The organism is Sphingomonas hankookensis, assembly GCF_028551275.1.
GTDB classification, from domain to species: Bacteria; Pseudomonadota; Alphaproteobacteria; order Sphingomonadales; family Sphingomonadaceae; genus Sphingomonas; species Sphingomonas hankookensis_A.
In genome coordinates, this window is record NZ_CP117025.1 from 39,981 (window position 1) to 64,794 (window position 24,814).

Below are 24,814 nucleotides of genomic sequence, written 5' to 3' on the forward strand. Positions count from 1 at the left end.
CGCAGACCGGGTGGAATTGCCACCCCCTGACCGAACCGAGCGAGTATCATGGCCGAATTCCGTTTGCCCAAGAACAGCGTCGTCAAGAAGGGCACGACCCACAAGTCGGCGACCTCGGGCCGGATCAAGAAATTCAAGGTCTATCGCTACGACCCCGATTCGGGACAGAATCCGCGCTACGACGATTTCGAGATCGATCTGGACGAATGCGGTCCGATGGTGCTCGACGCGCTCATCAAGATGAAGTCGGAGCAGGACCCCTCGCTTACCTTCCGCCGGTCGTGCCGGGAGGGGATTTGCGGGTCGTGTTCGATGAACATCGACGGTCGCAACGGCCTCGCCTGCACCACCGCGATCGAGGATATCAAGGGCGATATCCGCATCACCCCGCTGCCGCACATGGACGTCATCAAGGACCTCGTGCCGGACTTCACGCATTTCTATGCGCAGTACGCATCGATCAAGCCGTGGCTGCAGACCGTGACCCCGGAACCCGCCGGCAAGGAACGGCTCCAGTCGCCGGAAGACCGCAACAAGCTGGACGGGCTGTACGAGTGCATCCTGTGCGCCTGCTGCTCGACCTCCTGCCCGAGCTATTGGTGGAACAGCGACAAGTTCCTGGGGCCCGCGATCCTGCTGCAAGCCTATCGCTGGCTGGCCGACAGCCGCGACGAGATGACCGGCGAGCGTCTGGACGAGCTGGAGGATCCGTTCCGCCTGTATCGTTGCCACACGATCATGAACTGCGCGAACGTGTGCCCGAAGGGGCTGAACCCCGCCAAGGCGATCGCCGAGATCAAGAAGATGGAAGTCGAGCGGATCATTTGATTCGTTCGGGCGGTGTTGCACGCACCACCCGTTCGTCCTGAGTAGCGGCTGAGCCTGTCGAAGACGCGTATCGAAGGACCGCTACCGTTGGCGACGATCCTTCGATACGCCCTTTCGACAAGCTCAATGGCTACTCAGGATAAACGGAGGGGTCATTCACCGGGAATGATCCTGCCATGACCGTCCTCACCCGCTACGACCACCTCGTCGCCGCCGGCGAACTCCGCCCCGATCCCGAACAGCGCGCCGCCGCCGAGCGGCTGTCGCGCCTCGCCACCGAACTCGACTCGCCGCCCAAGCGCGGCCTGTTCGCGCGCCTGACCGGCAAAGATGTCGCTCCCCCGCGCGGCGTCTACCTGTGGGGCGGGGTCGGGCGCGGCAAGTCGATGCTGATGGACCTGTTCTACGACTGCGTCGCCACCGGGCCCAAGCGCCGCGTCCATTTCCATGCCTTCATGATCGAGGTCCATGCCCGCCTCGCCACCGAGCGCGCCAAGGAAGCGGGCAACCCGGTGCCGCCGGTCGCCGAGGCGCTGGCCAAGGACCTGAAGCTGCTCGCGTTCGACGAGATGGTCATCAACAACACCGCCGACGCGATGGTGCTCTCGCGGCTGTTTACCGAGATGATGACGCATGGCGTGACGATGGTGGCGACGTCGAACCGGCCGCCGGTCGATCTCTACAAGGACGGGTTGCAGCGCGACAGCTTCCTGCCGTTCATCCATCTGCTCGAATCGAACCTCGACGTGCTGCCGCTGAACGGCCCGACCGATTATCGCCGCGACCGGCTGGGCGCGGTCGATACCTGGCTGGTGCCGAACGGCCCGGCGGCGACCGAGGCGCTGTCGGCGGCGTTCTTCCGCCTGACCGATTATCCGGTCGAGGATGCGGCGCATGTCCCGTCGTGCGACCTCGATATCGGCGGGCGTACGCTGCATGTGCCCAAGGCGCTGAAGGGCGTCGCGGTCTTCAGCTTCAAGCGGCTGTGCGGCGAGGCGCGCGGCGCGCCCGACTATCTGGAGGTGGCGCGGACCTTTCACACCGTCATTCTGGTCGGCATTCCGGTCCTGGGCCCCGAGAACCGCAACGAAGCGGCGCGGTTCGTGACGCTGATCGACGCGCTGTACGAATATCGGGTGAAGCTGCTGGCGGCGGCGGACGCACAACCGGGTGACCTGTACCCGACCGGCGACGGGCGGTTCGAATTCGACCGGACGATCAGCCGGTTGGAGGAGATGCGATCGGAGGAATATCTGGCCAAGGGGCATGGCGAGGGGTAGCGGCTCCTACCCTTTCCCCGTCTGCTTCGAGCGCAGGTTCGAGCCTGTCGAGAATCGAAGTCGAGAAGGGGTTACCCCAAACGACCCAGTTCTCGACTGTTGCTTCTCGACAGGCTCGAAGCTGCTCGAACCGAACGGGGTGGTGCGGGTGACGTCACCCCCGCCGCGCATCCGCCTTCTTCGTCCTCAGCGTCGCCGACGCCGCCGCCGGATCGTCGGGCCAGGGATGGCGCGGATAGCGGCCGCGCATTTCCTTCGACACGTCGCGCCATGATCCCGCCCAGAAGCCCGGCAAATCCTTCGTCGTCTGGATCGGCCGCCCCGCGGGGGAGGTCAGGCTGAGCGTCAGCGGCTGGCCCGCGACCATCGGATGCGTCGCCAATCCGAACAGTGCTTGCACGCGCAGTTCGACGCGCGGCCCCCCTTCGGCGGCATAGTCGATCGCGTGGCTCGATCCGGCGGGACTTTCGAAGCGGGCGGGCGCAAGGCGGCGGACCTGTTGCATCCAGTCCCAGCCCGCCTGTTGCTCCAGCGCGTCGTGCAGCCCGGTCACCGCGTCGAGCCGGCGCTTGCCGGCCAGCAACGGTGGCAGCCAGTCGTCGATCGTAGCCGTCAGCGCGTCGTCGCCGAGCGGATCGGGCTGGCCCAGCATCGCCGCGACATAGGCCGAACGGCGGCGAAGAGCATCCGCCCCCTCCCATGGCAAGAGTGAAAGGTCGCGCCGCGCACCTTCGGTCAGTGCCGCGACGATCTCGTCCGGCGACGCTGCGGCATCGGGACCCGACGACAGCCGGATCGCACCCAGCCGGCGTTCGCGGAGCGCCACCACGCCGCGCGTCGCGGGGTCGAAGGTGACGCTGCGCCGCGTCTCGATCCGATCGCCGAACAGTTGCTCGACGGTCGCCTGTTCGATCGCCACCGCCGACAGGATGCGTGCGCCGGCCGCCTGCCCCTGAGTCTCCGCGACCGCCAGCCATTCGGCCGATCCGAGCGCGGCCGCGTCCAGCGTGAAGCCGCGCCCGCCGACCGAGGCCCAGCGTTCGCCCGACACGTCGCGCCGTCTGGCGATCCGGTCGGGAAAGGCTAGCGCGACGCTGCGCGCCAGGGCATCGGCGGGAGGATCGTCGCGGCCCTTCACCAGCTTGCGCCAGCGCTCGGCCAGACGGCGCGACGCTTCGGCCCGCTGCCCGCGCTCGGTCCGCCAGCGACGGCGGCGCTGGTCAAGATCGGTGTCGTTGCTGCCGAGCCCCCGCTCCCCCAGCAGCACCGCGACCTCCGCCGCCGCGCCCGCAAAGCCACCCTCCCCCGCTCGGATCAGCATATGGGCGAGGCGCGGGCTGAGCGGCAGCGCGGCGATGGCAAGGCCGTGCGGCGTCGGGCGGCCATCGCGGTCGATCGCGTCCAGCGTGGCAAGACGCGTGCGCGCCTCCTCGACCGCCGCCGCCGGCGGGGGGTCGAGCCAGCGCAACGTCGTCGGATCGGTGACGCCCCATTTGCCGCATTCGAGCACCAGCGCCGACAGGTCGGCCTCCAATATCTCGGCCGGGTCGAAGCGCGGCAGGCCGGCGGTGGCGGCAGCCTCCCACAGGCGATAGGCCACGCCCGGCCCCTGCCTTGCGGCACGCCCCGCGCGCTGGGTGACCGCGGCTTGGCTCGCCCGCTCCGTGGTCAGCCGCGTCATGCCCGCCGACCGGTCGTAGCGCGGACGGCGGGCGAGGCCGGAATCGACGACGATGCGGATGCCGTCCAATGTCAGCGAGGTTTCGGCAATGCTGGTCGCCAGCACGATCTTGCGCCGGCCTTGCGGATCGGGGGCGATGGCGGCGCGCTGTTCGGCCGGCAGCAGCGTCCCGTGCAGCCGGTGCAGCACCGCGCCCTCAGGCACGGCGATGCGTTCGGCGGTGCGTTCGATCTCGGCAACGCCGGGCAGGAAGGCGAGGATGCCGCCTTCCGCTTCGGTGAGCGCGCGGCGGATCGCAGCGGCGACCGAGTCCTCGATCCGGGCCTCGGCATTGCGACCGATATGGCGCAGGTCGAGCGCGTAGGAACGCCCCTCGCTCTCGATCACCGGTGCATCATCCATCAGCGCAGCGAAGCGTTCGCCGTCCAACGTCGCCGACATGGCGAGGATGCGTAGGTCGGGCCGCAGCGCCGCCTGCGCGTCGAGCGCAAGGGCGAGGCCGAAATCGCTGTCGAGGCTGCGTTCGTGCACTTCGTCGAACAGCACTGCCGATACGCCGGCCAGTTCGGGATCGGCCTGGATACGGGCGACGAAGATGCCCTCGGTCATCACCGTGACGCGGGTCGCCGCCGACCGCTTGCTGTCCATGCGGGTGGCGTAGCCGAAGGTCTGGCCAACGGGTTCGCCGCCGGTTGCGGCCATCCGCTCGGCCGCAGCGCGGGCGGCGATGCGGCGGGGGGAGAGGAGCAGGATTCCGCCGGTCGCCCATGGTTCGGTCAGCAGCGCCGGGGCGACAGCGGTGGTCTTGCCCGCACCCGGCGGGGCGACGAGGACGGCGGAGGTGCGGTCGCGCAGCGTCTCGAGGATGCGGGGCAGGACGGCGTGGATGGGGAGCATGGCTTCCTCTAGCAATCCTCCCCGCCCGCGGGGAGGGGGACCGCTCGCGTCAGCGAGGGGTGGAAGGGGGGTGCGCCTCGCAACGCAACGGTCCCGTAATGCGGACACCCCCCTCCACCATCCTGCGGATGGTCCCCCTCCCCGTGCCGGGGAGGAGCTTAGAGCGTGTCGGGGTTCGGCCCCAACCGCCCGTCTTCGCGATCCATCGCGTCCAGCTTCGCCACCTGCTCCGGCGTCAACCGCACCGCCTGCGCCGCTAAATTCTCCTCGATCCGCGCCCGCGACGATGCCTTCGGGATCACGCCCAGCCCGGCCTGGATATGCCACGCGAGGATAACCTGCGCCGGGGTCGCGCCCGCCTCCTGTGCAATCGCGGTGATGGTCGGGTCGGCCAGCAGCGTGCCCTGCCCCAACGGCGACCAGCTTTGCGTGACGATGCCCAGCCGTTCGTGCGCGGCTCGCGCGGCGCGTTGCTGGAAGGTCGGATGCAGTTCGATCTGATTGAGCGCGGGTACCACGCCGGTCGCATCGACGATCCGGTCGAGATGGTCGGGCGAAAAGTTCGATACGCCGATCGACGCCACGCGTCCCTCTTCTCGCAACCGCACCAGCGCCTTCCACGTGTCGACATAGCGGTTCTCGGACGGCATCGGCCAGTGGATCAGGAACAGGTCGATCCGCGGCAGCTTCGCGGCGCTCGCGTCGAACGCTTTCAGGGCGTTGTCATAGCCCATGGCGTCGCGCCACAATTTGGTGGTGACGAAGACGTCGCTGCTCGCGGTCGCTTCGCCGACGCCGGCTTCGTTGCCGTAGAAGGCGGCGGTGTCGATCAAGCGATAGCCGGCATCGATCGCTTCACGCGACAGGCGGGAAGAGTCTTCTGCGGGGACCTTGTAGGTGCCGAAGCCGAGCGCGGGGATGGTGCGGCCGTCGTTGAGGGGGAGGTCGGTCATGGGGTGTCCGTGCAGTTGGGGCGTTCGGCTGCCAAAGGATGAAGGCGCGATACGTTCCCCTTTCCGTTCGTGCTGAGTAGGGGCTGAGCGAAGTCGAAGACCCGTATCGAAGCACTTGTCGCTCTCCTTCGATACGCCGCTTCGACAAGCTCAGCGGCTACTCAGGACGAATGGATGGACTTGGGGTAGAGGCGTTTCACTCCGCCCCCCGCCCCACCCCGGTTCGGTTCGAGCAGCTTCGAGCGAAGTCGAGAACCGTAGTCGAGAACGCCCCGCTTGAGGCAACGCCTTCTCGACTACGGTTCTCGACAGGCTCGAACCTGCGCTCGAAGCAAACGGAAGGGAGAAGGGGATGCCCCGAATTACCCCGTCGGCCGCCCGTCCGGGTCCATCAGTACCTCGCGCCGGCCGACATGGTCCGGCCGCGAGACCAGCCCTTCCTTCTCCATCCGCTCGATCAGCCGCGCCGCCGAGTTGTACCCGACGCGCAGCTGGCGCTGGAGCCAGCTGGTTGACGCCTTCTGGCTCTCCGCCACCAGCTGACATGCCTGGCGGAAGGTCTGTTCCTCCGGCGAATCGTCGCCGGTCGGCGCACCGTTGAGGCTGAAGCCGGCATCGCCCTCCGGCTCGTTGACCACTGCGTCGATATAATCGGGCGCGCCCTGCGAGCGCCAGAAGTCGGACACCGCCTGCACCTCGTCATCGCTGACGAACGGCCCGTGGACGCGGGCCAGCGCCTTGCCGCCCGGCATGTAGAGCATGTCGCCCCGGCCCAGCAGCTGTTCGGCGCCCTGTTCGCCCAGGATGGTGCGCGAATCGATCTTGGAAGTGACGTGGAAGCTGATGCGCGTCGGCAAATTGGCCTTGATGACGCCGGTGATGACGTCGACCGAGGGCCGCTGCGTCGCCATGATCAGGTGGATGCCCGCCGCGCGTGCCTTTTGTGCCAGGCGCTGGATCAGGAACTCGACTTCCTTGCCCGCGGTCATCATCAGGTCGGCCAACTCGTCGACGATCACCACGATCTGCGGCAGCGGCGTCAGGTCGAGCGTCTCTTCCTCATAGATCGGCGTGCCGGTGTCGGCGTCATAGCCGGTCTGCACCTTCCGGCCGAGCTTCTGCCCCTTGGCCAGCGAGGCGCGGACCTTGTCGTTGAAGCTGGCGAGGCTGCGGACGTTGATCGACGCCATCATGCGATAGCGGTCCTCCATCTGCTCGACCGCCCATTTCAGCGCGCGGACCGCCTTGGGCGGGTCGGTGACGACATCGGCGAGGAGGTGCGGGATGCCGCGATACATGCTGAGTTCCAGCATCTTCGGGTCGATCATGATCATGCGGCACTGGTCCGGGGTCAGCCGGTAGAGCAGCGACAGGATCATGCAGTTCAGCCCGACCGACTTGCCCGATCCCGTAGTACCGGCGACCAGCAGATGCGGCATGGGGGCCAAATCGGCGACGACCGGATCGCCGGCGATATTCTTGCCCAGCACGATGGGGAGCTGCGCATTCTGGTCGGCGAACGCCTGGCTGGCGATCAGTTCGCGCAACGACACCATTTCGCGCCGCTGGTTGGGCAGTTCGATGCCGATCACCGTGCGGCCGGGAATCGTCGCGACGCGGGCGGAGATCGCCGACATGTTGCGCGCGATATCGTCGGCCAGCTGGATCACGCGGCTGGCGCGGATGCCCGGTTCCGGCTCCAGTTCGTACATGGTGACGACCGGGCCGGGCGCGACCTTCACCACCTGCCCCTTCACGTTGAAGTCGTCGAGCACGCTTTCGAGCAGGCGCGAATTGCGCTCCAGCGCCGCCTTGTCGATCGCGGGGCCGGTCGATTCGGGCGGGGGGGCGAGCAGATCGATCGACGGCAGCGCGAAATTGTCGCGGCCCTCGCTGCTGGCGGGCTTCGGCGCGCTGGCGAGTGCGGGCGAGGCCGCACGCTCGGCGATGACCGGCGGGGCGCGGTCGTCTGCCTGTGCGACGCGGCGCGGCTGCGGCCGGGCGGGAACGTCGTCGTCCTCCTCGTCATCGGCGAGCAGCGGCGCGCGGGGCGCCGGGTCGAACGGTAGGTCGTCGTCCTCGACCAGCACGTCGCCCTCGTCCGCGCCGACGCGGGCGCGGCGTTCGAACTTCGGCATGCGGAAGGTGCCGTCGGGAATGTCGATCGTCAGCCCCTTGGCCCAGCGCCACACGCCGAACAGCCCGGTGGCCAGCGCCACGACGCGGATCGTCCACAGCTCCGCCACCGGCACGCCGATCAGGTGGATCAGGCCCTGCACCGCCTGCGCGATGCTCCATCCGATCACCCCGCCATAGCCGGCGGGCAGCGACAGGATCGCCTCGCCCGACACGAACGCCAGCATGGTGCCCATGGCGAGCACGCCGATCAGGCAGTCGCGCACCATGCGCGGCCATGGTCCCACCGGCACATCGCGCCACAGCCGGACGCTGACGATCAGCCCCAGCGGCAGCAGCATCGCTACGGCCACACCGAACAGGGTGAGCAGCAGGTCGGCCAGCATCGCGCCGCCCGACCCCAGCTTGTTCGCGACCGGCCCGCCCGCCGCCGTGCTGAACGAGGGGTCGGCCGGCGAATAGCTGGCAAGCGCGACGGCGATCACGATCATGGCGACGAACAGCAACGTCGCGCCGATCATCGCCCCGCTGCGCTTCGCACCCGCCTTCATCGCGTCGCGCCACAACATCGGCTGCGCGTTGGTCGCCATTCGTTCCACCCTTGTTCGATACTGCCCCGATGTGCGCCGCGCGGGGCCACGCCGTCAAGGCGGCGTTGCGGTGCGCCGCGCCAGACCCTAAGTCCACTCGGACGAAACGACTTTACGGATGGGACGGGTTTCATGGCACAGGCGGACGTCATCATCCTGGGCGGCGGGCTGGTCGGCAGCACGCTGGGCGTGGCGCTGGGCGTCCACGGGCTGACCTCGATCATCCTCGATCCGGCCGATCCGGCGGTGACGCTGGCGCCGGGCTTCGACGGGCGTGCCTCCGCCATCGCCAGCGCGACGCACCGCATGTTCGAAGCGATCGGCATCGCGCCGGGGCTGGGCGACGAAGGCTGCCCGATCGCGGCGATTCGCGCGACCGACGGGCTGGCACCGGGCAAGCTCGATTTCATCCCCGACGCCGCCGACGATCCGGTCGGCGTGATGTACGAAAACAAGCGGTTGCGGCAGGCGATCTACGACGCCGCCGTCGCGTCGCCCCATGTCGACCTGCGGTACAAGGATCGCGCGATCGACGTCCGACGCGAAGCGCATGGCGTGACGGTGACGACCGCCGGCGGCGATACGCTCACCGCGCCGCTGCTGATCGCCGCCGAAGGCCGCAATTCGCCGACGCGCGAGGCGGCGGGCATCCGCGTCGCGCGCTGGAGCTACGACCATGCCGCGATCATCACGACGCTGGGTCACGAAGTGCCGCACGAGAATATCGCGTACGAGATCTTCTACCCCGCCGGCCCGTTCGCGATCCTGCCGCTGAAGGATGATGCGCACGGCCATCGCTCGGCGATCGTGTGGACGGTCGATGCGAAGGATCGGCCGGCAATGCTGAAGCTGTCCGACCGCGCCTTCCTTGCCGAAGCATCGAAGAAGATGGGCGGGTTCCTGGGCCAGCTGTCGAACCTGTCGGCACGGTCGAGCTATCCCCTGGGCTTCCACCATGCCGCCAGGATCACCGCCGACCGGCTGGTGCTGGTCGGTGACGCCGCGCATGGCATCCATCCGATTGCCGGACAGGGGCTGAACCTCGGCCTGCGCGACGTGGCGGCGCTGACCGAGGTGCTGGTCGAGGGCAAGCGCACCGGGCTGGACCTCGGCGATCCCTATCTGCTGGAGCGCTACCAACGGTGGCGCGGGCTGGACACCTTCGCGGTGGCGCTGGCGACCGACGGGCTGACCCGCCTGTTCGGCATTCCCGGCAAGACGGCGAGTGCGGTGCGGCGCTTCGGCCTGTCGGCGGTCGATTCGATCCCGCCGCTGAAAGCCGCGTTCATGGCCGAAGCGCGCGGCGAGACGGGCAAGCTGCCCAAGCTGTTGCAGGGCATCCCCGCGTGACCCTGTCCGCCGTCCAGCGCGGGGTCGCGCGCGGGATGGCGGGTGCAGCGGGGGTCGGCATCGTCGCGCTGCTGGCGGCGTTCCGGTTCGATCCGGGCCATGTCCTGGCGGACCGCTTGCGAATATTGGCGGTCACCCTCGCCGTTGTCGGACTGTGGAGTGTCGCGGCGATCGGCAACGTCGCGCGCATCCGGTTCCTTTCAACCCTGTCGATAGACGGCGGCGATGCCGATCCCGCGGTGGCCCATGGTCGCGCCATCGCGCAGAACACGCTGGAACAGTCGGTGTTGGCGGCGATCGCCTATGCCGCATTGACGCTCGCCACCGATCGGTCGGCCGTGCCGATCGCGGTGCTGGCCTTGTGCTTTTCGGTCGGGCGCGCAGGCTTCTGGGCCGGGTATCGTAGGGGAGCCGCCGCCCGCGCCTTCGGCTTCGCGTTGACCTTCTACCCGACCGTGCTGGCGCTGCTCGCCGCGCTGGTCCTCGCGATCCGGGGGTAGCGGTCCCCCGCTACCATGCACCGCTGCCGGTCGCACCGTCCCGAAACTCCCCAATCCGCCGCCGCGTCGCCGGCGTCGTGCTTTCGGGCAGCGCGTCGAGCGCGAACCACCCGACTTCGGCGACTTCCAGCGCATCCGCGCCGTGCAGCGCGTCGCTCCCCGCCCGCGCGACATAGACGACGACATGATCGTCCTTGCCCTCACGCCGGTTGTGATAGACGCCCAGCACCCGCTCGACCGTCGCACCGGTGACCGCCACCTCCTCCGCCAGTTCGCGGTGCAGCGCTTGGGTGACGCCCTCCCCCTTCTTCACGCCGCCGCCGGGCAGATACCAGCCGTCGATATAAGTATGCCGCACCAGTGCGACCCGGGCACCGGCGGGATCGAGCAGCACCGCACGCACCCCGATCGTCCGGGGCCGGGTGACTCGCCAGACGATCCGCGCCGCGCGCCCCAGCAAGCGATGCAGCAGCGCCATGCCCTGCCCTCAAGCCGACCCGTCGCGGGTCGCCTCGGCCGTCTCCTCCACCGCCACCGGCTCGGTCGCGGGGCGGATCATCAGGAAGCTGCCCGACCAGACGCCGGGTATGTCCCACCGCCCGCTGATCTCGCAGCCATCGTCGCTCAGCACGCCGGCATAGACGACCATGTCGCCATAGCCCTCCGTCCCGCGATCGTCGTAGAATTTGCTAAAGCGCACGCTGGCCCCGTCGCGGTGCCCGTCGATCGCCGCAGCGATCAGCGCGCCGGGGGGCACCGAATGCAGGTCGGGTTCATGGATCGTGCCGACGATCGACCCGCCCAGATCGGCGATATCGGCCTCGAACGCCGTCGGCGGGTTGGTGTGCGGATAGTTGAAGATACCGCTCCACTTGCCCGTCAGGTCGCGGCTCACAGCGGCCGTGCCGCTTCGACCAGCAGCACCGGCACGCCGTCGCGAATCGGAAAGGCGAGGCCGGCGGCATCGGAGACCAGTTCGCCCGCCTGCGCATCATGCGTCAGCGGCGTGCGCGTCACCGGACAGACCAGGATCGACAACAGCCACGGGTCGATCGCCTTTTCCTGCGTTTGCGTCATTGCAGCGTCGCCTCTTCGTCATCGCCATGCCGACCGAAGAATTGCATGAGTTGCACGATCAGTTCCGCCCGCGCCGACAGTTCGTCGACTTCGAGCAACGCCTGTTTCGCCGCCACGTCGAACGGTGCGATCTGCGCGATGCCGTTGACCAGGCTTTCGTCGTCCAGCCGCCCGACCGATTCCCAGTCGACCGCATAGCCCAGCCGGTCGGCGAAGCGCCGCGATTCGATTTCCAGCGACGCACGCTCGGCCAGCCCCAGCGTGGTATCGCCGATCACCGGCAGCACCTCCGCCTCCACCTGTCGAAACGCGGTGGTCACGTCGAGTTCGCGCACCACGCGGAAACGCGACAGCCCGCGCAGCACGATGTCGTAACGGCCATCGGCATGCGCCTCGACATCGACGATCTGCCCGATGCAGCCGATATCGAACAGCGGCGGCCTGTCCGTGTCGCCGCCGACCGGGCGCGGCTGGATCATGCCGATGCGCCGGTCGCGCGCCAGCGCGTCCGACACCATTGCCCGGTAGCGCGGCTCGAAGATGTGCAGCGGCAAATGCATGTTCGGAAACAGCAGCGCCCCCGCCAGCGGGAAGACGGAGACGCGGCCGCTCATCCGAACAGGATCGCCGAGAGCTTGCGCCGCTGCTGCGACACCCACGGGTCCTCCAGCCCGACCGCCTCGAACAGCTTGAGCAGCTGCTGCCGCGCGGCATCGTCGTTCCACGCCCGGTCGGCGGCGACGATCTTCAGCAGCGATTCGGCGGCACCGTTGCGGTCGCCCGCCGCCATCTGCCCGCCGGCCAGCCGGAAGCGCGCATCGTGATCGTCCGGGTTCGCCTCCACCTCGGCCTTCAGCGCGGCGAGATCGTCGACCGGCTGCGCATCGCGGGCGAGCGCCAGCGCGGCGCGGACCTGTTCGATGCCCGGCTGCTTCGCGGCATCGTCGGACAGCGCGTCCAGCGCCGCCTGCGCCGCGTCATGCTCGCCCAGCGCCATCAGCGCCCGGACCCGGCCAGCGGCGACGGCGGCGTTCTCCGGCACCATTTCGGCAATCTGGTCGAAGATCGACAGCGCGCGCGCCCCGTCGCCCTCGCCCAGCGCCGCATCGCCCATCGCGATCAGCGGTTCGATATCCGGCCCGGCCGCTGCACCCGGCTGCACCGGCAGCTGGCGCAGCAGCTGGTCGAGCATCTGCTTGAGCTGGCTTTCGGTGCGGGCAGAGGTCAGGTCGGCGACCAGCTGCCCCTGGAACATCGCATAGACGGTCGGGATCGACCGGATCTGGAATTGCGAGGCGATGAACTGATTCTTGTCGGTGTCGATCTTGGCCAGCACCACGCCCTTGTCGGCATAGGCCTCCGCCACCTTTTCGAGGATCGGGGTCAGCGCCTTGCACGGCCCGCACCATTCCGCCCAGAAATCGATGATGACGAGGCTGGTCATCGATGGTTCGACGACGTCGCGGCGGAACGCTTCCACGGCATCCTTTTCCGGGGCGGTCAGTCCTAGCGTGGCCAAGCGTCGATTCCTTATCCTGTGACAGCCGCCCCTATGTGGGCATCACAGGCAAAACAGAAAAGAGTTCATTTAGGGGTTGCGCGACCCGAAACCCCCGTCTAATAGCCCGCCTCACCCCAGCCGGTCCGCCGGTTCGGAACGCCAGAGCGGGCGTAGCTCAGGGGTAGAGCACAACCTTGCCAAGGTTGGGGTCGAGGGTTCGAATCCCTTCGCCCGCTCCAGCGACTTCCAACTCATTGGAAGTCCTCGCAAAACCGTCGAAGCGACGGTCCAGCACCAAGATCGTCTCCACCGACAGTCTACACAATGATGCCGCTTGTGGTGCTCCAAACCCTCGTAAATGCTTGGGAAATCGTCGTCAGGTCGTCTACACAAGGCGTCTCCACAATCGACCGATTGGGCTCTGCTCGAAGCGCGGCATCTTCCATTACCGACGACGGGTGCCGACCGATCTTCTGACGGTCTGGAAAGGCGGCGAGGTGTGGCGTTCGCTCGACACCGACAGCTATGCGATGGCGCTTCGGCGCATCCATAGGATCGCGGCAGATGTGGAGAGCGAGTTCGAGAGGACGCGGGCCTCGATCGGCAGGCTGACCGATCCGGCCTTAATCGTCACCACGCTGGATGACCCGCCTATTTCGTTGCCGTGGGCTCCGGCTGCTCCGCAGCCGCCAGCGCCGCCCACGCCGTCGAACAGGCGCACGATTGGCGATGTCTACGATCGCTTCATCGCCGACCCGAAGCACCAGTGGAGCAAACGGACCCAGATCGCCCACGCGACGACCCGAAAATGGGTGGTCGAGGTGTTCGGTGAGCAAACTGCGCTCACCGATATCACGCGCGAGGGATGCCGCGACTTTGTGGCGCTGCTCCGCGAGATGCCGAAAAGCGCGCATCAACGCTTCCCGGACATGACGATCAAGGAGGTGGTCGCTGCCGCCAAGGCGAGGGGTGAGACCCGCCTCATCAGCACCGCGAACCTCAACGCCTACGTCAATCGGTTCGGCGGGGTCATGAACTGGGCGATCAACGAGGGATATCTCGACCGCAATCCGCTCAAGGGGCTCAAGCTCCCGGACCCCGTGAAGAAGCGCGATAAGCGCAACCCGTTCTCACCCGAGCAGCTTCGCCGCATTTTCGATGCGCCGATCTACACAGGGTGTCGCGATGACGCGAATGGCTACGCGATCCCCGGCGATCAGCGACCGCGCCGCGCTCGCTTCTGGGTGCCGTTGATCGCACTGTTCAGCGGCCTTCGGCTAAACGAGATATGCCAGCTTGAGGTATCCGATGTTCGAGAGATAGACGGGATTGCCTGCTTCAACGTGACCTCGGGCGTCAGTCTCACCGGGGACGAGAAGCGGGTGAAGACGAACGCGAGCGAACGAGTCGTGCCCGTCCACGATGAACTGATCCGCTGCGGCTTTCTGGCGTTCGCGGCCTCTCAACGCCTGTGTGGCGAGACCAACCTGTTCCCCGAACTTCCGTTCGGCCACCTTGGCTACCGATCCACAGCGATATCGAGGTGGTTCAGCCGTTTTCTCGAAAACGCTGGTGCGGCTGCGCCGCTGACGTGCTTCCACTCGTTCCGCCACAACTTCCGGGACGGGCTACGCGAGGCGAAAATCGATCGCGATCTCGCGCTCTTGCTCGGAGGCTGGACGACCGATGGCAAGGGCACCGCAGTGGCTGATAACTACGGGAGCGGATATCAACCGCGAGCACTCGCCGAGGCACTAAATGCCGTTCGGTTCCCGGCGCTCAACCTCGATCACCTTGCGGTGCTCGGGCCGCGCCGTGAGACCTGACGACGATTTCCCAAGCATTTACGAGGGTTTGGAGCACCACAAGCGGCATCATTGTGTAGACTGTCGGTGGAGACGATCTTGGTGCTGGACCGTCGCTTCGACGGTTTTGCGAGGACTTCCAATGAGTTGGAAGTCGCTGGAGCGGGCGAAGGGACCGCACCATGCCCATCTTCTCGACCATCCGGTGACGCTCCGCTGACTGCCTCGCGACGGCCCCGCAAGCGTTCGGTGATGGCCTGTATGGTGGTCGGCGCATCGGTTTGGTCGATGGTGGCTGGTGCCTCGTCAGTGAGGTCGGGGGTATGATCCATGGGTGACGCTTTCGAGGGCGGTTGCGGCGACGATCATGGCGACGAGGCGTGCCCGATCTGCCGGGGTGAAGAACTCAACCCGGCCTTCCTCGCGCGTATCGAGCAGGCAGGCGCGCAGCCGGGGAAGACGATGACCTTCGACGAGGCGATGGAGTGGTTGCGCGCTCGCTGATCAGGCGGCGAGCGCCATTTGCTGCTTCACCCGATGGACGGTCGCGACACCGACCTTGAGCTTCTTGGCGGTGGCGTTGATGGAGACGCCCTTGGTGAGGGATCGCTTGATACGCTCGACCTTCTCGGCGTCGAGGGGCGGTCGGCCTGACCGTTTCGTGGATCGGGCCAACCCGGCCTTGATCCGTGAGATGATCATCTCGCGCTCGAAGTCGGCGAACACCGACAGCATGCCGAACATGGCGCGTCCGCTGGGCGTGCTGGTGTCGAGCGCCTGCTGGTGGAGATAGAGGTCCACGCCCTTGGCGTTGATCTCGGTGAGGAAGGTGACGAGATTCTGGAGGGAGCGCCCGAGCCGGTCCACGGCCCAGCTTGCCACCATGTCGATCTCGCGCCGCGCGACAGCCTTCATCAGCGCATCGTAGCCGGGGCGCTTGTCACGTCCCTTCGATCCGCTGATGCCATGATCGCAGAACTCGGCGACGACTTCCCAGCCAAGTCGTTCGGCGACGGCCATGAGTTCTCGACGCTGGTTCTCGGTGGTCTGGCTGTCCTGTGAGACGCGGGTGTAGAGGGCAACGCGCTTGGTCATTCCAGAATGACTCGCTCCAGTTCTGGAACGGGTCAAGCAGTTCATTTAGTTCGATTATTTCCCGTTCGTGTGAGAGCCTTCGACCGTCATCACCATGGAGGCGAGTATGGCGCGAACGACGATCCGGGATCAGCGTGGTTTTATCATCGGGCATATCGAGGACATGACGCAGGGGCGGCAGCGAGCATTCAACTTCGCGGGCCGCATCCTTGGCACTTACGACCCCACCACCGGCAAGACGGTCGATGACACCTTCCGCATCGTCGGGACCGGCAACCAGTTGATGGGGCTCATCGAACGGGCGAAGTGAAAACGGGGTGGTTGTCGGCGGTTGCCCAGTTTGTGCATTGAGCCGCGATTCAACGAGGCGCAAAGCAGTCGAGCTTCACCCGTCCAACGGTTGAGGAAGCGGATAGGCTGGCGGTGTCCAGCGCGGCCCCCTCCACAAGGGCAGCAGCCTCACCAGCCTATCCGCGACCTTTCTATCAGATGATGTGGCGGCGCGTCACTTGCGGGGCTTGCCCGCATCGCTGCGCTTCTCGCGCCAGCGGCCATCATCGTTCTTCGCGCGAGTCAGCCCTGCATTGGGTCCGGTCTTGACCTTCGGGCCACCCTTCGTGCGGTCGTTGCCATTGCTGTCGAACAGTCCCATCGGCGATACCTCCTTCGTGCTTCCAAGATATGCATGCCGGGTGGTGGTGCCAGCTTCCGCCGCATCATTTTCAACTGCTTTTCGAAATGGAGATGTCAATCGGCGTCCAAAAAGGACCCCCTATCGGCGTCCAAAAGGGACCCCCTTCGTCGAGCAGCGTTACGGGTATGACGGGTGCACCGTTCGCGCTGGTTGCGGCGTAGGGCGGGCGTAGCCCGACCGGAGGCGCAACCAGCGCGAAGCGTTCTCTGCCGGTGGTCCTGGGCGTCAGCTTCGATGTTTGAAGCGCCAGCTGTCGTTGCCGGTTTCGACGATGTCGCAATGGTGGGTAATACGGTCGAGCAGTGCGGTGGTCATCTTGGGGTCGCCAAAGACGGTCGGCCACTCGCCAAAGGCGAGGTTCGTGGTGACGATGACGGAGGTCTGCTCGTAGAGCTTGCTGACGAGGTGGAAGAGCATTTGACCGCCCGAGCGTGCAAACGGCAGGTAGCCAAGCTCGTCGAGCACCACGAGGTCGAGGCGCGAGAGCTGGGCCGCCAGCGTGCCGGCCTTGCCAAGGCGCGTTTCCTCCTCGAGTCGGTTCACCAGGTCCACTGTGTTGAAGTAGCGTCCGCGGGCGCCGGCTCGTACCACATTGGCGGTGATGGCGGTGGCGAGATGCGTCTTGCCGGTACCCGTTCCACCGACCAGCACGACGTTGCGTCGGCCCGGAAGAAACGAGCCGCTGTACAGCGAGCGCACCAGTCCCTCGTTGATGGGAGTGTCGCCGAAGACGAAGGCGTCGAGGTCCTTCACCGCGGGCAACCTGGCGGCCGACATCCGGTAACGGACCGAGGCTGCATGGCGGTGCGTCGCCTCGGCACGCAGCAGGTCGGTCAGGACCTCCATGGTCGTGCGCTTGCGCTGGAGACCGGTAGTGACCGCCTCGTCGAAAGCGCCAGCCATGCCCTTCAGCCCCAACTCGGTCATGGCCGTCATCATCTCATGCCGCTGCATGGAGGCCTCGCAGGCTGTCATAGCGGTTGCAGTCGGCGCGGGGCGGATGGCGCAGCGCCAGATCTTCTGGCGTGACAATAGTCAGCGGTCGCGGCGGTTCGCGCCGGCGGGCCAGGATGTTGACGATGACGTCGTCGCTGGCGACGCCGGCCAGCAATGCTTCGCGCACGGCCGCTTCCACCGCCTCGAGTCCGTCGTCGAGCACCGCGGCCAGCACCCGCACGAACCGCCGGTCGGCATCGTCACCGACGCCAAGCTTGCGCCGCAGTCGTGCCAGCGCAGGCGGCAGCTCCCAGCCCTGGAACGGCGCGCCGTTCCGCAGGGCGCCCGGCTTGGTCGCCAACACCGGCAGATAATGCCACGGGTCGTAGATGGTCCGGTCCCGGCCGAAAAACCGGGGATGGTCGGCGACGACTTCCCCGTCGCAGCGCACGACGATGCGGTCGGCATAGGCGCGGACCTGAACGGCACGTCGCACCACCCTGGCAGAAACGGAGTAGCGGTTGCGGTCGAAGCTGATGAGGCATGTGCCGCTTACCGCATGCTCGCTCTCATGAAAGCCGTCGAAGGGTGCGACAACAGGCTGGAGCACGCTGCGCTCGGCAGCCCAGGCCTGAGCAACCGTCAGTTCCTTCTGCTCGGGATGCTGGTGCAACTCTGTCCAGCGCCGACACTCGGCCTCCAGCCAACCGTTCAGCTCCTCGAGGCTGGTAAATCGCAGGCGTGGCTGGAAGAAGCGGCCGCGTGCGGTTTGCACCTGGTTCTCGACCTGACCTTTCTCCCAGCCCGACGCCGGCGAGCAGGCGGTCGGCTCGACCATGTAATGGTTGGCCATGACCAGGAAGCGCCGGTTGAAGACACGCTCCTTGCCCGTGAACACGCTCGTGACCGCCGTCTTCATGTTGTCGTAGATGCCGCGCGTCGGCACACCTCCGAAGAAGGCAAACGCCCGCGCATGCGCGTCGAACAGCATCTCCTGTGTCTCGCGGGGATAGGCTCGCACATACATTGCCCGCGACGCGCATAGCCGGACATGCGCGACCTTTACCCGCATCGGCTTGCCCGAAATCTCCACGTCCTCGTGGCTCCAGTCGAACTGGTAAGCCTCGCCCGGCCGGAACAGCAGCGGGATGAACGCCGGCGCATTCATCACATCGCGACGTCGCGCCCGGCGCCAGCGGGCCGCATAACGCCGCACCGCGTCGTACGAGCCGTCGAACCCCTCGCGCAGCAGCAGGTCGTGGATGCGCGTGAGGCGCAGCTTCTCGCGCCGCGGCCGTGCCTCATCTTCCTCCAGCAACGCATCCAGTCGCGCCTGAAATGGCCCCAGCTTCGGCAGCGGCTGTACCTCCCGCCGATACCCCATGTCCGCTTCCGGCGCCCGGATCGCCTTGCGCACCACCTTGCGCGACAGGTGCAGGTCCCGCGCTATCGCCTTGATGGCCTTCCCCGACGCGTGCTCGCGCCGGATCCTCAACACCGTCTCCAATACCAGCATCCCGATCTCGCCGCCTGACACACCGCCAAGCGAACAGCCTAGACCAACGGGATGAGGGGTCCCTTTTCGACGCCGATCACCCCGCTACCGGGGTCCCTTTTCCACGCCGATCCACAATGGAGAAAACGGGCATCCCGGATCGACGGAAATCCGACAGTTTTTGGAGTCAGATTCGGCGGTGCTTTTGGAATGCCCCGGCCGACACCGCGTAGCCGGGTATCAGGGGCGATTTTCACGAAAGTAAATAATGCAGGGTCCACGCCGCCTTTGGTATGATCCACCCATACAGCACGGGTCCACGGTCCCGCTAAACCGGCCATATAATCCTCGTGGGGCATCGTCCCCGAACAGGCGCTCTTGATAGGGGGAGAAATCCCGAGCCGTGCGGCGTCCAGTGAAATCGGTAGCGAGGGCCGCCCGCGTCAGTGCCATAGCGGGTCCGCTACACGCCTCCCCGGAGGATCGTTGTGGTTCATCCCTCGGAAAACGGGGTAAGGTGACAAGGCCCGATCGTCGGATTGGGTGGCACTGTAGAAGGAGGCTCTGTGCGTGTAGCTCACAACCTCCTACTCGACGGTCGTCATGTTGAACGGCGTCCGTCGAGCGCTTCGGCCCTTGTGGCCGATAACCGTCGCGGCTCCCGGAAGGGGGCCGGAAAGCGCACCTCATGCCGGGTCAGGGCGACCACCGGCTTCTCGTTGTGGAGGAGGGTGCGAGTTCACCATCGATCCCAAAGTGAGATGACTTTCCTCCCGGAGTCTGGCCCACCGTCATGGTGCGCGAGGCTCCGGGGGGAGAAAGTTCATCATCAACCCAAGTGAGAGGATGAAAAGGACAGATTGATTGATCTGGTCCAAATCGCTTCCTTCAATCGCTCGGTCAGGTTGGGAGCGACTGCGACCAAACTGACAACGAGCAGGGCGAGCGATAGCTCGGCCTCCAAATGATGGAGGGAGTGAATAGGGTTAGGCCGCAAGTTGGCTGTTGAAGCCCATTCGGCCCGCCGCATCCATGCAATAGCCGGGGTCGATCTCGATCCCGATGAACTTCCGATCACATTGCAGCGCTGCCACTCCCGTCGAACCGCTACCCATGAACGGATCGAGGACGATTTTTGCAGAAGTGGTCTCGATCACGCGCTTGGCAAGCTCAACCGGAAAGGGCGCTGGATGGCCGTTGTTGCGCTCGTGCTTCACCTTCCACACGTCCTTCATTCCCGATGCGGCTTTGGACCGCAGCCGGAAACCCGGCTTGGCGAAGATCACGATCCACTCATGGCAAGGAAGGTAGAAAGACTGGTTGAAGTTGAATCCGCTTCCCCGGTCCCAGATGACAATCTGCCGCACAGGCAAACCCGGATTGAGATCAAGAGGCGTCTGGAGCACGCCGTTCTGAACGCGCGGCTTGTGATTGTAGTAAATCGCACCGTCATCCGCCAGCAGACGCCAGCACTCACGGAGCACGTCCTTCTGCCACTCGATATATCCAGCGGGATCGCGAGCATCATCATAGCTGGCATATCCGTTGCTCAAGTCCATGCCCTTCCACTTTCCGCTGCTTGCGGCACCGCGAACCTTCCCGTCGCTCGACCGACCAAGGTTGTAGGGAGGTGAAGTAAAGACCAGATCGACCGAGCCGGTCGGCATCCGCCGCATAGTGTCGAGGCAGTCGCCGTTATAGATGGTGACCTCGTTCGAAGATGCCGTGGGCAACAGCGCATGGGCGTTATCGTTGGCCGATTTGGCAATAGTTTCGACCGGGGAAACGATTGGCGTCACGTCGGACGTGGCCTGATCGACCGTCGCAGCGACACGTTCCTGCGCGGTGAGGAAGTAATCATCGGTCATTTCGACGCCGATGGAACGTCGACCCGACCGCAACGCCGCAACGCAGGTGCTTCCACTTCCCATGAAGCTGTCGAAAACCACGTCGCCCTCGTTGGAGTAGGTCCGGATCAGATATTCCAGCAAGGCGAGCGGCTTTTGAAACGGATGCACACCGTTCTGGTCTTTCGGGCAGAACACGGTGGTCCGAGGGTTATTGGTGGTTCCTTCGTATTTCCGACCGGGATTATGAGTAACATTGTCTAGATGTGGCGAATGCGTCGAGGCGCTTACAGTTTGAATGCCCGTCGAACGTTGCCCAAGCGCGTGATAGGTATAGCGGCGGGGCGAGCGATTCTTATGAATCGTTGTGCCAGCACTAAAGACGAGAATGTCCTCGTGCTGCTTCAAGGGCCGGTTGCGCGCATGAAGTGATGCGGTAGCTCGGTTCTTGATCCAGACAATATCATGCTTGAAGAGGTCAATCCCTTCGCAGACCAGCTTGGACGAGAAAGGCTGGGAGCCGAAAAGGATGATCGTGCCGGTCGGCTTGATGATCCGGCGATACTCCGCCCACATTGCCTCCAGATCAATCGTGGGGTCGATTACGAGGCCAGTGGTCGCATAGGGCGGATCGGCAAGGATGAGATCGACCGAGCCATCCGGCATCGACTTCATGATTTCGAAGCAATCCCCCCGATGCAGCACGGGCATGAACTTCTCGGTGGGAGCCGGGGCATCGGCCACACGCTGCCGCACGTCCGTGATCGCGTCGGGTGGCATTGCCCCGCGAGCACGCGCGCGGCCAGTGCTGCCGGTAGTGGCGTCGGGGACAATCGCGTCGTCGCGCCGGTGCTTGGAACGAGGCGAACGGAGCCGCCAGCGAACAGGTGCATCGGCCGCCTCGATCAGGTCGGGAAGCTCGACCTCCAACTTGGCAAGACGCTTGTAGACCGTGCCGTAAGCAACCTTCCGTCCCTTGGAGGCAATCTCGGTGCGGATGGCATGCGCGCTCCGCCATTCGGTGCAGAGGGCGTCGAGGAACAGATCATCAGGGATAACAGTGCCAGTGGGCTTGGTGCTGCCACGAAGCGGCGGGGTGGGATGATCCACAACCTCGACGCTGATCTCGTCCGCGTCATTCGCCGCCTCGGGAAGATTGGCGGCGGGCTGGTTGACCAGCGCCCGCAGCCCTTCGAAAAGGCGCTGATACTGGCTTTCAGCCGAAGTGGCGCGGTCATTGGCGGCATCAAGCTGCGCAGTGATCGCCGCGCCAAGTTGGGTGAGGATATCGTGGATCGGTTGGGTCATGCGTCACCTCGTCGTTTGGGGCGACCGACCAGATATCGCTCCTCGCAGTGATTCGTCTCCAGCCCTCACGTTTAGATGTGGTCGTTAACTTCACATTTAGTGGGCGAGTTCAAACCCTTCCGATGCAGGAAGAGCGCGAACGCGGCAGAATCATCGGGTTGAGACAAAGGCGGCTTGCCACCGCCGAATGGGCGGCGAGCTTCGTTCCGCTGCTTGCGGAAGCGCGTCGAGAACTCCCGATTTATGCGGACACCGGAGAACCGTCTCAAGACGCATACGCGCGGTGGCTCACTGAAGCCGGTATTCTCACGCGACGACAGAAAAAGATATGGCGTTCGGAGTCAGTGCGTCGCCTGTTCGACATCCACATCGGTCTCATTGATGAGGCAGAACGCGAGTTCGAAATCGCAATGGCGATCGTGAGGTTCAAAATGCGCTATGTGGATCGGCGTGGAAAAGGGACCCCGGTAGCGGGGTGATCGGCGTCGAAAAGGGACCCCTCATCCCGTTGGTCTAGGCTGTTCGCTTGGCGGTGTGTCAGGCGGCGAGATCGGGATGCTGGTATTGGAGACGGTGTTGAGGATCCGGCGCGAGCACGCGTCGGGGAAGGCCATCAAGGCGATAGCGCGGGACCTGCACCTGTCGCGCAAGGTGGTGCGCAAGGCGATCCGGGCGCCGGAAGCGGACATGGGGTATCGGCGGGAGGTACAGCCGCTGCCGAAGCTGGGGCCATTTCAGGCGCGACTGGATGCGTTGCTGGAGGAAGATGAGGCACGGCCGCGGCGCGAGAAGCTGCGCCTCACGCGCATCCACGACCTGCTGCTGCGCGAGGGGTTCGACGGCTCGTACGACGCGGTGCGGCGTTATGCGGCCCGCTGGCGCCGGGCGCGACGTCGCGATGTGATGAATGCGCCGGCGTTCATCCCGCTGCTGTTCCGGCCGGGCGAGGCTTACCAGTTCGACTGGAGCCACGAGGACGTGGAGATTTCGGGCAAGCCGATGCGGGTAAAGGTCGCGCATGTCCGGCTATGCGCGTCGCGGGCAATGTATGTGCGAGCCTATCCCCGCGAGACACAGGAGATGCTGTTCGACGCGCATGCGCGGGCGTTTGCCTTCTTCGGAGGTGTGCCGACGCGCGGCATCTACGACAACATGAAGACGGCGGTCACGAGCGTGTTCACGGGCAAGGAGCGTGTCTTCAACCGGCGCTTCCTGGTCATGGCCAACCATTACATGGTCGAGCCGACCGCCTGCTCGCCGGCGTCGGGCTGGGAGAAAGGTCAGGTCGAGAACCAGGTGCAAACCGCACGCGGCCGCTTCTTCCAGCCACGCCTGCGATTTACCAGCCTCGAGGAGCTGAACGGTTGGCTGGAGGCCGAGTGTCGGCGCTGGACAGAGTTGCACCAGCATCCCGAGCAGAAGGAACTGACGGTTGCTCAGGCCTGGGCTGCCGAGCGCAGCGTGCTCCAGCCTGTTGTCGCACCCTTCGACGGCTTTCATGAGAGCGAGCATGCGGTAAGCGGCACATGCCTCATCAGCTTCGACCGCAACCGCTACTCCGTTTCTGCCAGGGTGGTGCGACGTGCCGTTCAGGTCCGCGCCTATGCCGACCGCATCGTCGTGCGCTGCGACGGGGAAGTCGTCGCCGACCATCCCCGGTTTTTCGGCCGGGACCGGACCATCTACGACCCGTGGCATTATCTGCCGGTGTTGGCGACCAAGCCGGGCGCCCTGCGGAACGGCGCGCCGTTCCAGGGCTGGGAGCTGCCGCCTGCGCTGGCACGACTGCGGCGCAAGCTTGGCGTCGGTGACGATGCCGACCGGCGGTTCGTGCGGGTGCTGGCCGCGGTGCTCGACGACGGACTCGAGGCGGTGGAAGCGGCCGTGCGCGAAGCATTGCTGGCCGGCGTCGCCAGCGACGACGTCATCGTCAACATCCTGGCCCGCCGGCGCGAACCGCCGCGACCGCTGACTATTGTCACGCCAGAAGATCTGGCGCTGCGCCATCCGCCCCGCGCCGACTGCAACCGCTATGACAGCCTGCGAGGCCTCCATGCAGCGGCATGAGATGATGACGGCCATGACCGAGTTGGGGCTGAAGGGCATGGCTGGCGCTTTCGACGAGGCGGTCACTACCGGTCTCCAGCGCAAGCGCACGACCATGGAGGTCCTGACCGACCTGCTGCGTGCCGAGGCGACGCACCGCCATGCAGCCTCGGTCCGTTACCGGATGTCGGCCGCCAGGTTGCCCGCGGTGAAGGACCTCGACGCCTTCGTCTTCGGCGACACTCCCATCAACGAGGGACTGGTGCGCTCGCTGTACAGCGGCTCGTTTCTTCCGGGCCGACGCAACGTCGTGCTGGTCGGTGGAACGGGTACCGGCAAGACGCATCTCGCCACCGCCATCACCGCCAATGTGGTACGAGCCGGCGCCCGCGGACGCTACTTCAACACAGTGGACCTGGTGAACCGACTCGAGGAGGAAACGCGCCTTGGCAAGGCCGGCACGCTGGCGGCCCAGCTCTCGCGCCTCGACCTCGTGGTGCTCGACGAGCTTGGCTACCTGCCGTTTGCACGCTCGGGCGGTCAAATGCTCTTCCACCTCGTCAGCAAGCTCTACGAGCAGACCTCCGTCATCGTCACCACGAACCTCGCCTTTGGCGAGTGGCCGACCGTCTTTGGCGACCCCAAGATGACCACCGCACTGCTCGACCGTATTACCCACCATTGCGACATCGTCGAAACCGGCAACGACAGCTGGCGCTTCAAACATCGAAGCTGACGCCCAGGACCACCGGCAGAGAACGCTTCGCGCTGGTTGCGCCTCCGGTCGGGCTACGC

23 protein-coding genes and 1 tRNA gene are annotated in these 24,814 nt (G+C 65.8%); 11 read left to right on the forward strand and 13 right to left on the reverse strand.

Annotated features, from left to right (window positions below; translation table 11 throughout):
• Window positions 1-48 precede the first annotated feature (48 nt).
• Both PPZ50_RS00230 and zapE read left to right on the forward strand, forming a co-directional pair.
• Window positions 49-828, forward strand: coding sequence for a succinate dehydrogenase iron-sulfur subunit (locus PPZ50_RS00230; RefSeq protein WP_066690718.1), 780 nt, complete (start codon window positions 49-51; stop codon window positions 826-828).
• Window positions 829-1,004: 176 nt separating this feature from the next.
• Window positions 1,005-2,108 carry a cell division protein ZapE gene (gene zapE, locus PPZ50_RS00235; protein WP_066690721.1) on the forward strand — a complete coding sequence of 368 codons (1,104 nt, stop codon included), beginning with the start codon at window positions 1,005-1,007 and terminating at the stop codon, window positions 2,106-2,108.
• Window positions 2,109-2,262: 154 nt separating this feature from the next.
• On the opposite strand, the gene hrpB is transcribed toward zapE, so the two are convergent.
• From hrpB to PPZ50_RS00250, 3 genes are all read right to left on the reverse strand, one after another.
• On the reverse strand, window positions 2,263-4,686 hold the full coding sequence (hrpB, locus tag PPZ50_RS00240) for an ATP-dependent helicase HrpB (RefSeq protein WP_066690723.1): 2,424 nt from the start codon (window positions 4,684-4,686) through the stop codon (window positions 2,263-2,265).
• Between the two features lie 158 nt (window positions 4,687-4,844).
• Window positions 4,845-5,639 carry an aldo/keto reductase gene (locus tag PPZ50_RS00245; protein WP_066690724.1) on the reverse strand — a complete coding sequence of 265 codons (795 nt, stop codon included), beginning with the start codon at window positions 5,637-5,639 and terminating at the stop codon, window positions 4,845-4,847.
• 362 nt (window positions 5,640-6,001) lie between these two features.
• Window positions 6,002-8,365, reverse strand: coding sequence for a DNA translocase FtsK (locus PPZ50_RS00250; protein ID WP_066690725.1), 2,364 nt, complete (start codon window positions 8,363-8,365; stop codon window positions 6,002-6,004).
• Between the two features lie 132 nt (window positions 8,366-8,497).
• Here PPZ50_RS00250 and PPZ50_RS00255 point away from each other — a divergent pair, with 132 nt between their 5' ends.
• A complete protein-coding gene (locus PPZ50_RS00255) occupies window positions 8,498-9,715 on the forward strand; it encodes a UbiH/UbiF/VisC/COQ6 family ubiquinone biosynthesis hydroxylase (RefSeq protein WP_066690726.1) in 1,218 nt (405 codons plus the stop codon).
• Window positions 9,712-10,215 (forward strand): hypothetical protein, encoded by a 504-nt coding sequence (locus PPZ50_RS00260; protein WP_198158555.1) that lies wholly within the window; start codon window positions 9,712-9,714, stop codon window positions 10,213-10,215. Before PPZ50_RS00255 ends, PPZ50_RS00260 begins: the two co-directional genes overlap by 4 nt.
• Window positions 10,216-10,225: 10 nt before the next feature.
• On the opposite strand, the gene PPZ50_RS00265 is transcribed toward PPZ50_RS00260, so the two are convergent.
• Genes PPZ50_RS00265 through PPZ50_RS00285 form a run of 5 tightly spaced genes read right to left on the reverse strand, consistent with a single transcriptional unit; the run spans window position 10,226 to window position 12,796 of the window.
• Complete coding sequence (locus PPZ50_RS00265) at window positions 10,226-10,693, reverse strand: NUDIX domain-containing protein (RefSeq protein ID WP_066690737.1); 468 nt, start codon at window positions 10,691-10,693, stop codon at window positions 10,226-10,228.
• 9 nt (window positions 10,694-10,702) lie between these two features.
• Entirely contained in the window at window positions 10,703-11,110 is a 408-nt protein-coding gene (locus tag PPZ50_RS00270) for a hypothetical protein (RefSeq protein ID WP_066690740.1), read from the reverse strand.
• Window positions 11,107-11,292, reverse strand: coding sequence for a Trm112 family protein (locus PPZ50_RS00275; RefSeq protein ID WP_066690743.1), 186 nt, complete (start codon window positions 11,290-11,292; stop codon window positions 11,107-11,109). The genes PPZ50_RS00270 and PPZ50_RS00275 overlap by 4 nt, the downstream gene beginning before the upstream one ends.
• A complete protein-coding gene (locus tag PPZ50_RS00280) occupies window positions 11,289-11,906 on the reverse strand; it encodes an LON peptidase substrate-binding domain-containing protein (protein ID WP_066690753.1) in 618 nt (205 codons plus the stop codon). The genes PPZ50_RS00275 and PPZ50_RS00280 overlap by 4 nt, the downstream gene beginning before the upstream one ends.
• Window positions 11,903-12,796, reverse strand: a complete 894-nt coding sequence (locus tag PPZ50_RS00285) for a tetratricopeptide repeat protein (protein WP_066690912.1) — start codon at window positions 12,794-12,796, stop codon at window positions 11,903-11,905. The genes PPZ50_RS00280 and PPZ50_RS00285 overlap by 4 nt, the downstream gene beginning before the upstream one ends.
• A 161-nt stretch (window positions 12,797-12,957) precedes the next feature.
• Between PPZ50_RS00285 and PPZ50_RS00290 the strand changes: the two genes are divergently transcribed.
• From PPZ50_RS00290 to PPZ50_RS00300, 3 genes are all read left to right on the forward strand, one after another.
• A tRNA-Gly gene (locus tag PPZ50_RS00290) sits at window positions 12,958-13,032 on the forward strand.
• Between the two features lie 219 nt (window positions 13,033-13,251).
• A complete protein-coding gene (locus PPZ50_RS00295; RefSeq protein WP_272815640.1) occupies window positions 13,252-14,619 on the forward strand; it encodes a site-specific integrase in 1,368 nt (455 codons plus the stop codon).
• Window positions 14,620-14,928: 309 nt separating this feature from the next.
• Complete coding sequence (locus PPZ50_RS00300) at window positions 14,929-15,102, forward strand: hypothetical protein (protein ID WP_157092770.1); 174 nt, start codon at window positions 14,929-14,931, stop codon at window positions 15,100-15,102.
• Here the strand turns inward: PPZ50_RS00300 and PPZ50_RS00305 are convergent, their stop codons facing one another.
• Complete coding sequence (locus PPZ50_RS00305) at window positions 15,103-15,693, reverse strand: recombinase family protein (protein WP_066691673.1); 591 nt, start codon at window positions 15,691-15,693, stop codon at window positions 15,103-15,105.
• A gap of 106 nt (window positions 15,694-15,799) precedes the next feature.
• Here PPZ50_RS00305 and PPZ50_RS00310 point away from each other — a divergent pair, with 106 nt between their 5' ends.
• Window positions 15,800-16,003, forward strand: a complete 204-nt coding sequence (locus tag PPZ50_RS00310; protein ID WP_066691670.1) for a hypothetical protein — start codon at window positions 15,800-15,802, stop codon at window positions 16,001-16,003.
• Between the two features lie 195 nt (window positions 16,004-16,198).
• Here PPZ50_RS00310 and PPZ50_RS00315 read toward each other — a convergent pair whose 3' ends face one another.
• The 4 genes from PPZ50_RS00315 to PPZ50_RS00330 all read right to left on the reverse strand — a co-directional run bounded on the left by PPZ50_RS00315 (window position 16,199) and on the right by PPZ50_RS00330 (window position 21,973).
• Window positions 16,199-16,345 carry a hypothetical protein gene (locus PPZ50_RS00315; protein ID WP_183953131.1) on the reverse strand — a complete coding sequence of 49 codons (147 nt, stop codon included), beginning with the start codon at window positions 16,343-16,345 and terminating at the stop codon, window positions 16,199-16,201.
• Between the two features lie 267 nt (window positions 16,346-16,612).
• Window positions 16,613-17,341 (reverse strand): IS21-like element helper ATPase IstB, encoded by a 729-nt coding sequence (istB, locus tag PPZ50_RS00320; RefSeq protein ID WP_066691143.1) that lies wholly within the window; start codon window positions 17,339-17,341, stop codon window positions 16,613-16,615.
• Window positions 17,328-18,839 carry an IS21 family transposase gene (gene istA / locus PPZ50_RS00325; protein WP_272815363.1) on the reverse strand — a complete coding sequence of 504 codons (1,512 nt, stop codon included), beginning with the start codon at window positions 18,837-18,839 and terminating at the stop codon, window positions 17,328-17,330. The genes istB (PPZ50_RS00320) and istA (PPZ50_RS00325) overlap by 14 nt, the downstream gene beginning before the upstream one ends.
• 965 nt (window positions 18,840-19,804) lie before the next feature.
• On the reverse strand, window positions 19,805-21,973 hold the full coding sequence (locus PPZ50_RS00330; RefSeq protein WP_272815641.1) for a DNA-methyltransferase: 2,169 nt from the start codon (window positions 21,971-21,973) through the stop codon (window positions 19,805-19,807).
• Window positions 21,974-22,020: 47 nt separating this feature from the next.
• On the opposite strand from PPZ50_RS00330, the gene PPZ50_RS00335 reads away from it, so the two are divergent.
• The 3 genes from PPZ50_RS00335 (at window position 22,021) to istB (PPZ50_RS00345) (ending at window position 24,755) form a co-directional block, all read left to right on the forward strand.
• The gene (locus PPZ50_RS00335; RefSeq protein WP_272815642.1) at window positions 22,021-22,452 is read left to right on the forward strand and encodes a hypothetical protein; all 432 of its coding nucleotides are present in this window, start codon (window positions 22,021-22,023) and stop codon (window positions 22,450-22,452) included.
• A 76-nt stretch (window positions 22,453-22,528) separates the two neighbouring features.
• On the forward strand, window positions 22,529-24,040 hold the full coding sequence (istA, locus tag PPZ50_RS00340) for an IS21 family transposase (protein ID WP_272815363.1): 1,512 nt from the start codon (window positions 22,529-22,531) through the stop codon (window positions 24,038-24,040).
• Window positions 24,027-24,755, forward strand: a complete 729-nt coding sequence (gene istB / locus PPZ50_RS00345; RefSeq protein WP_066691143.1) for an IS21-like element helper ATPase IstB — start codon at window positions 24,027-24,029, stop codon at window positions 24,753-24,755. The genes istA (PPZ50_RS00340) and istB (PPZ50_RS00345) overlap by 14 nt, the downstream gene beginning before the upstream one ends.
• Window positions 24,756-24,814: the final 59 nt, after the last annotated feature.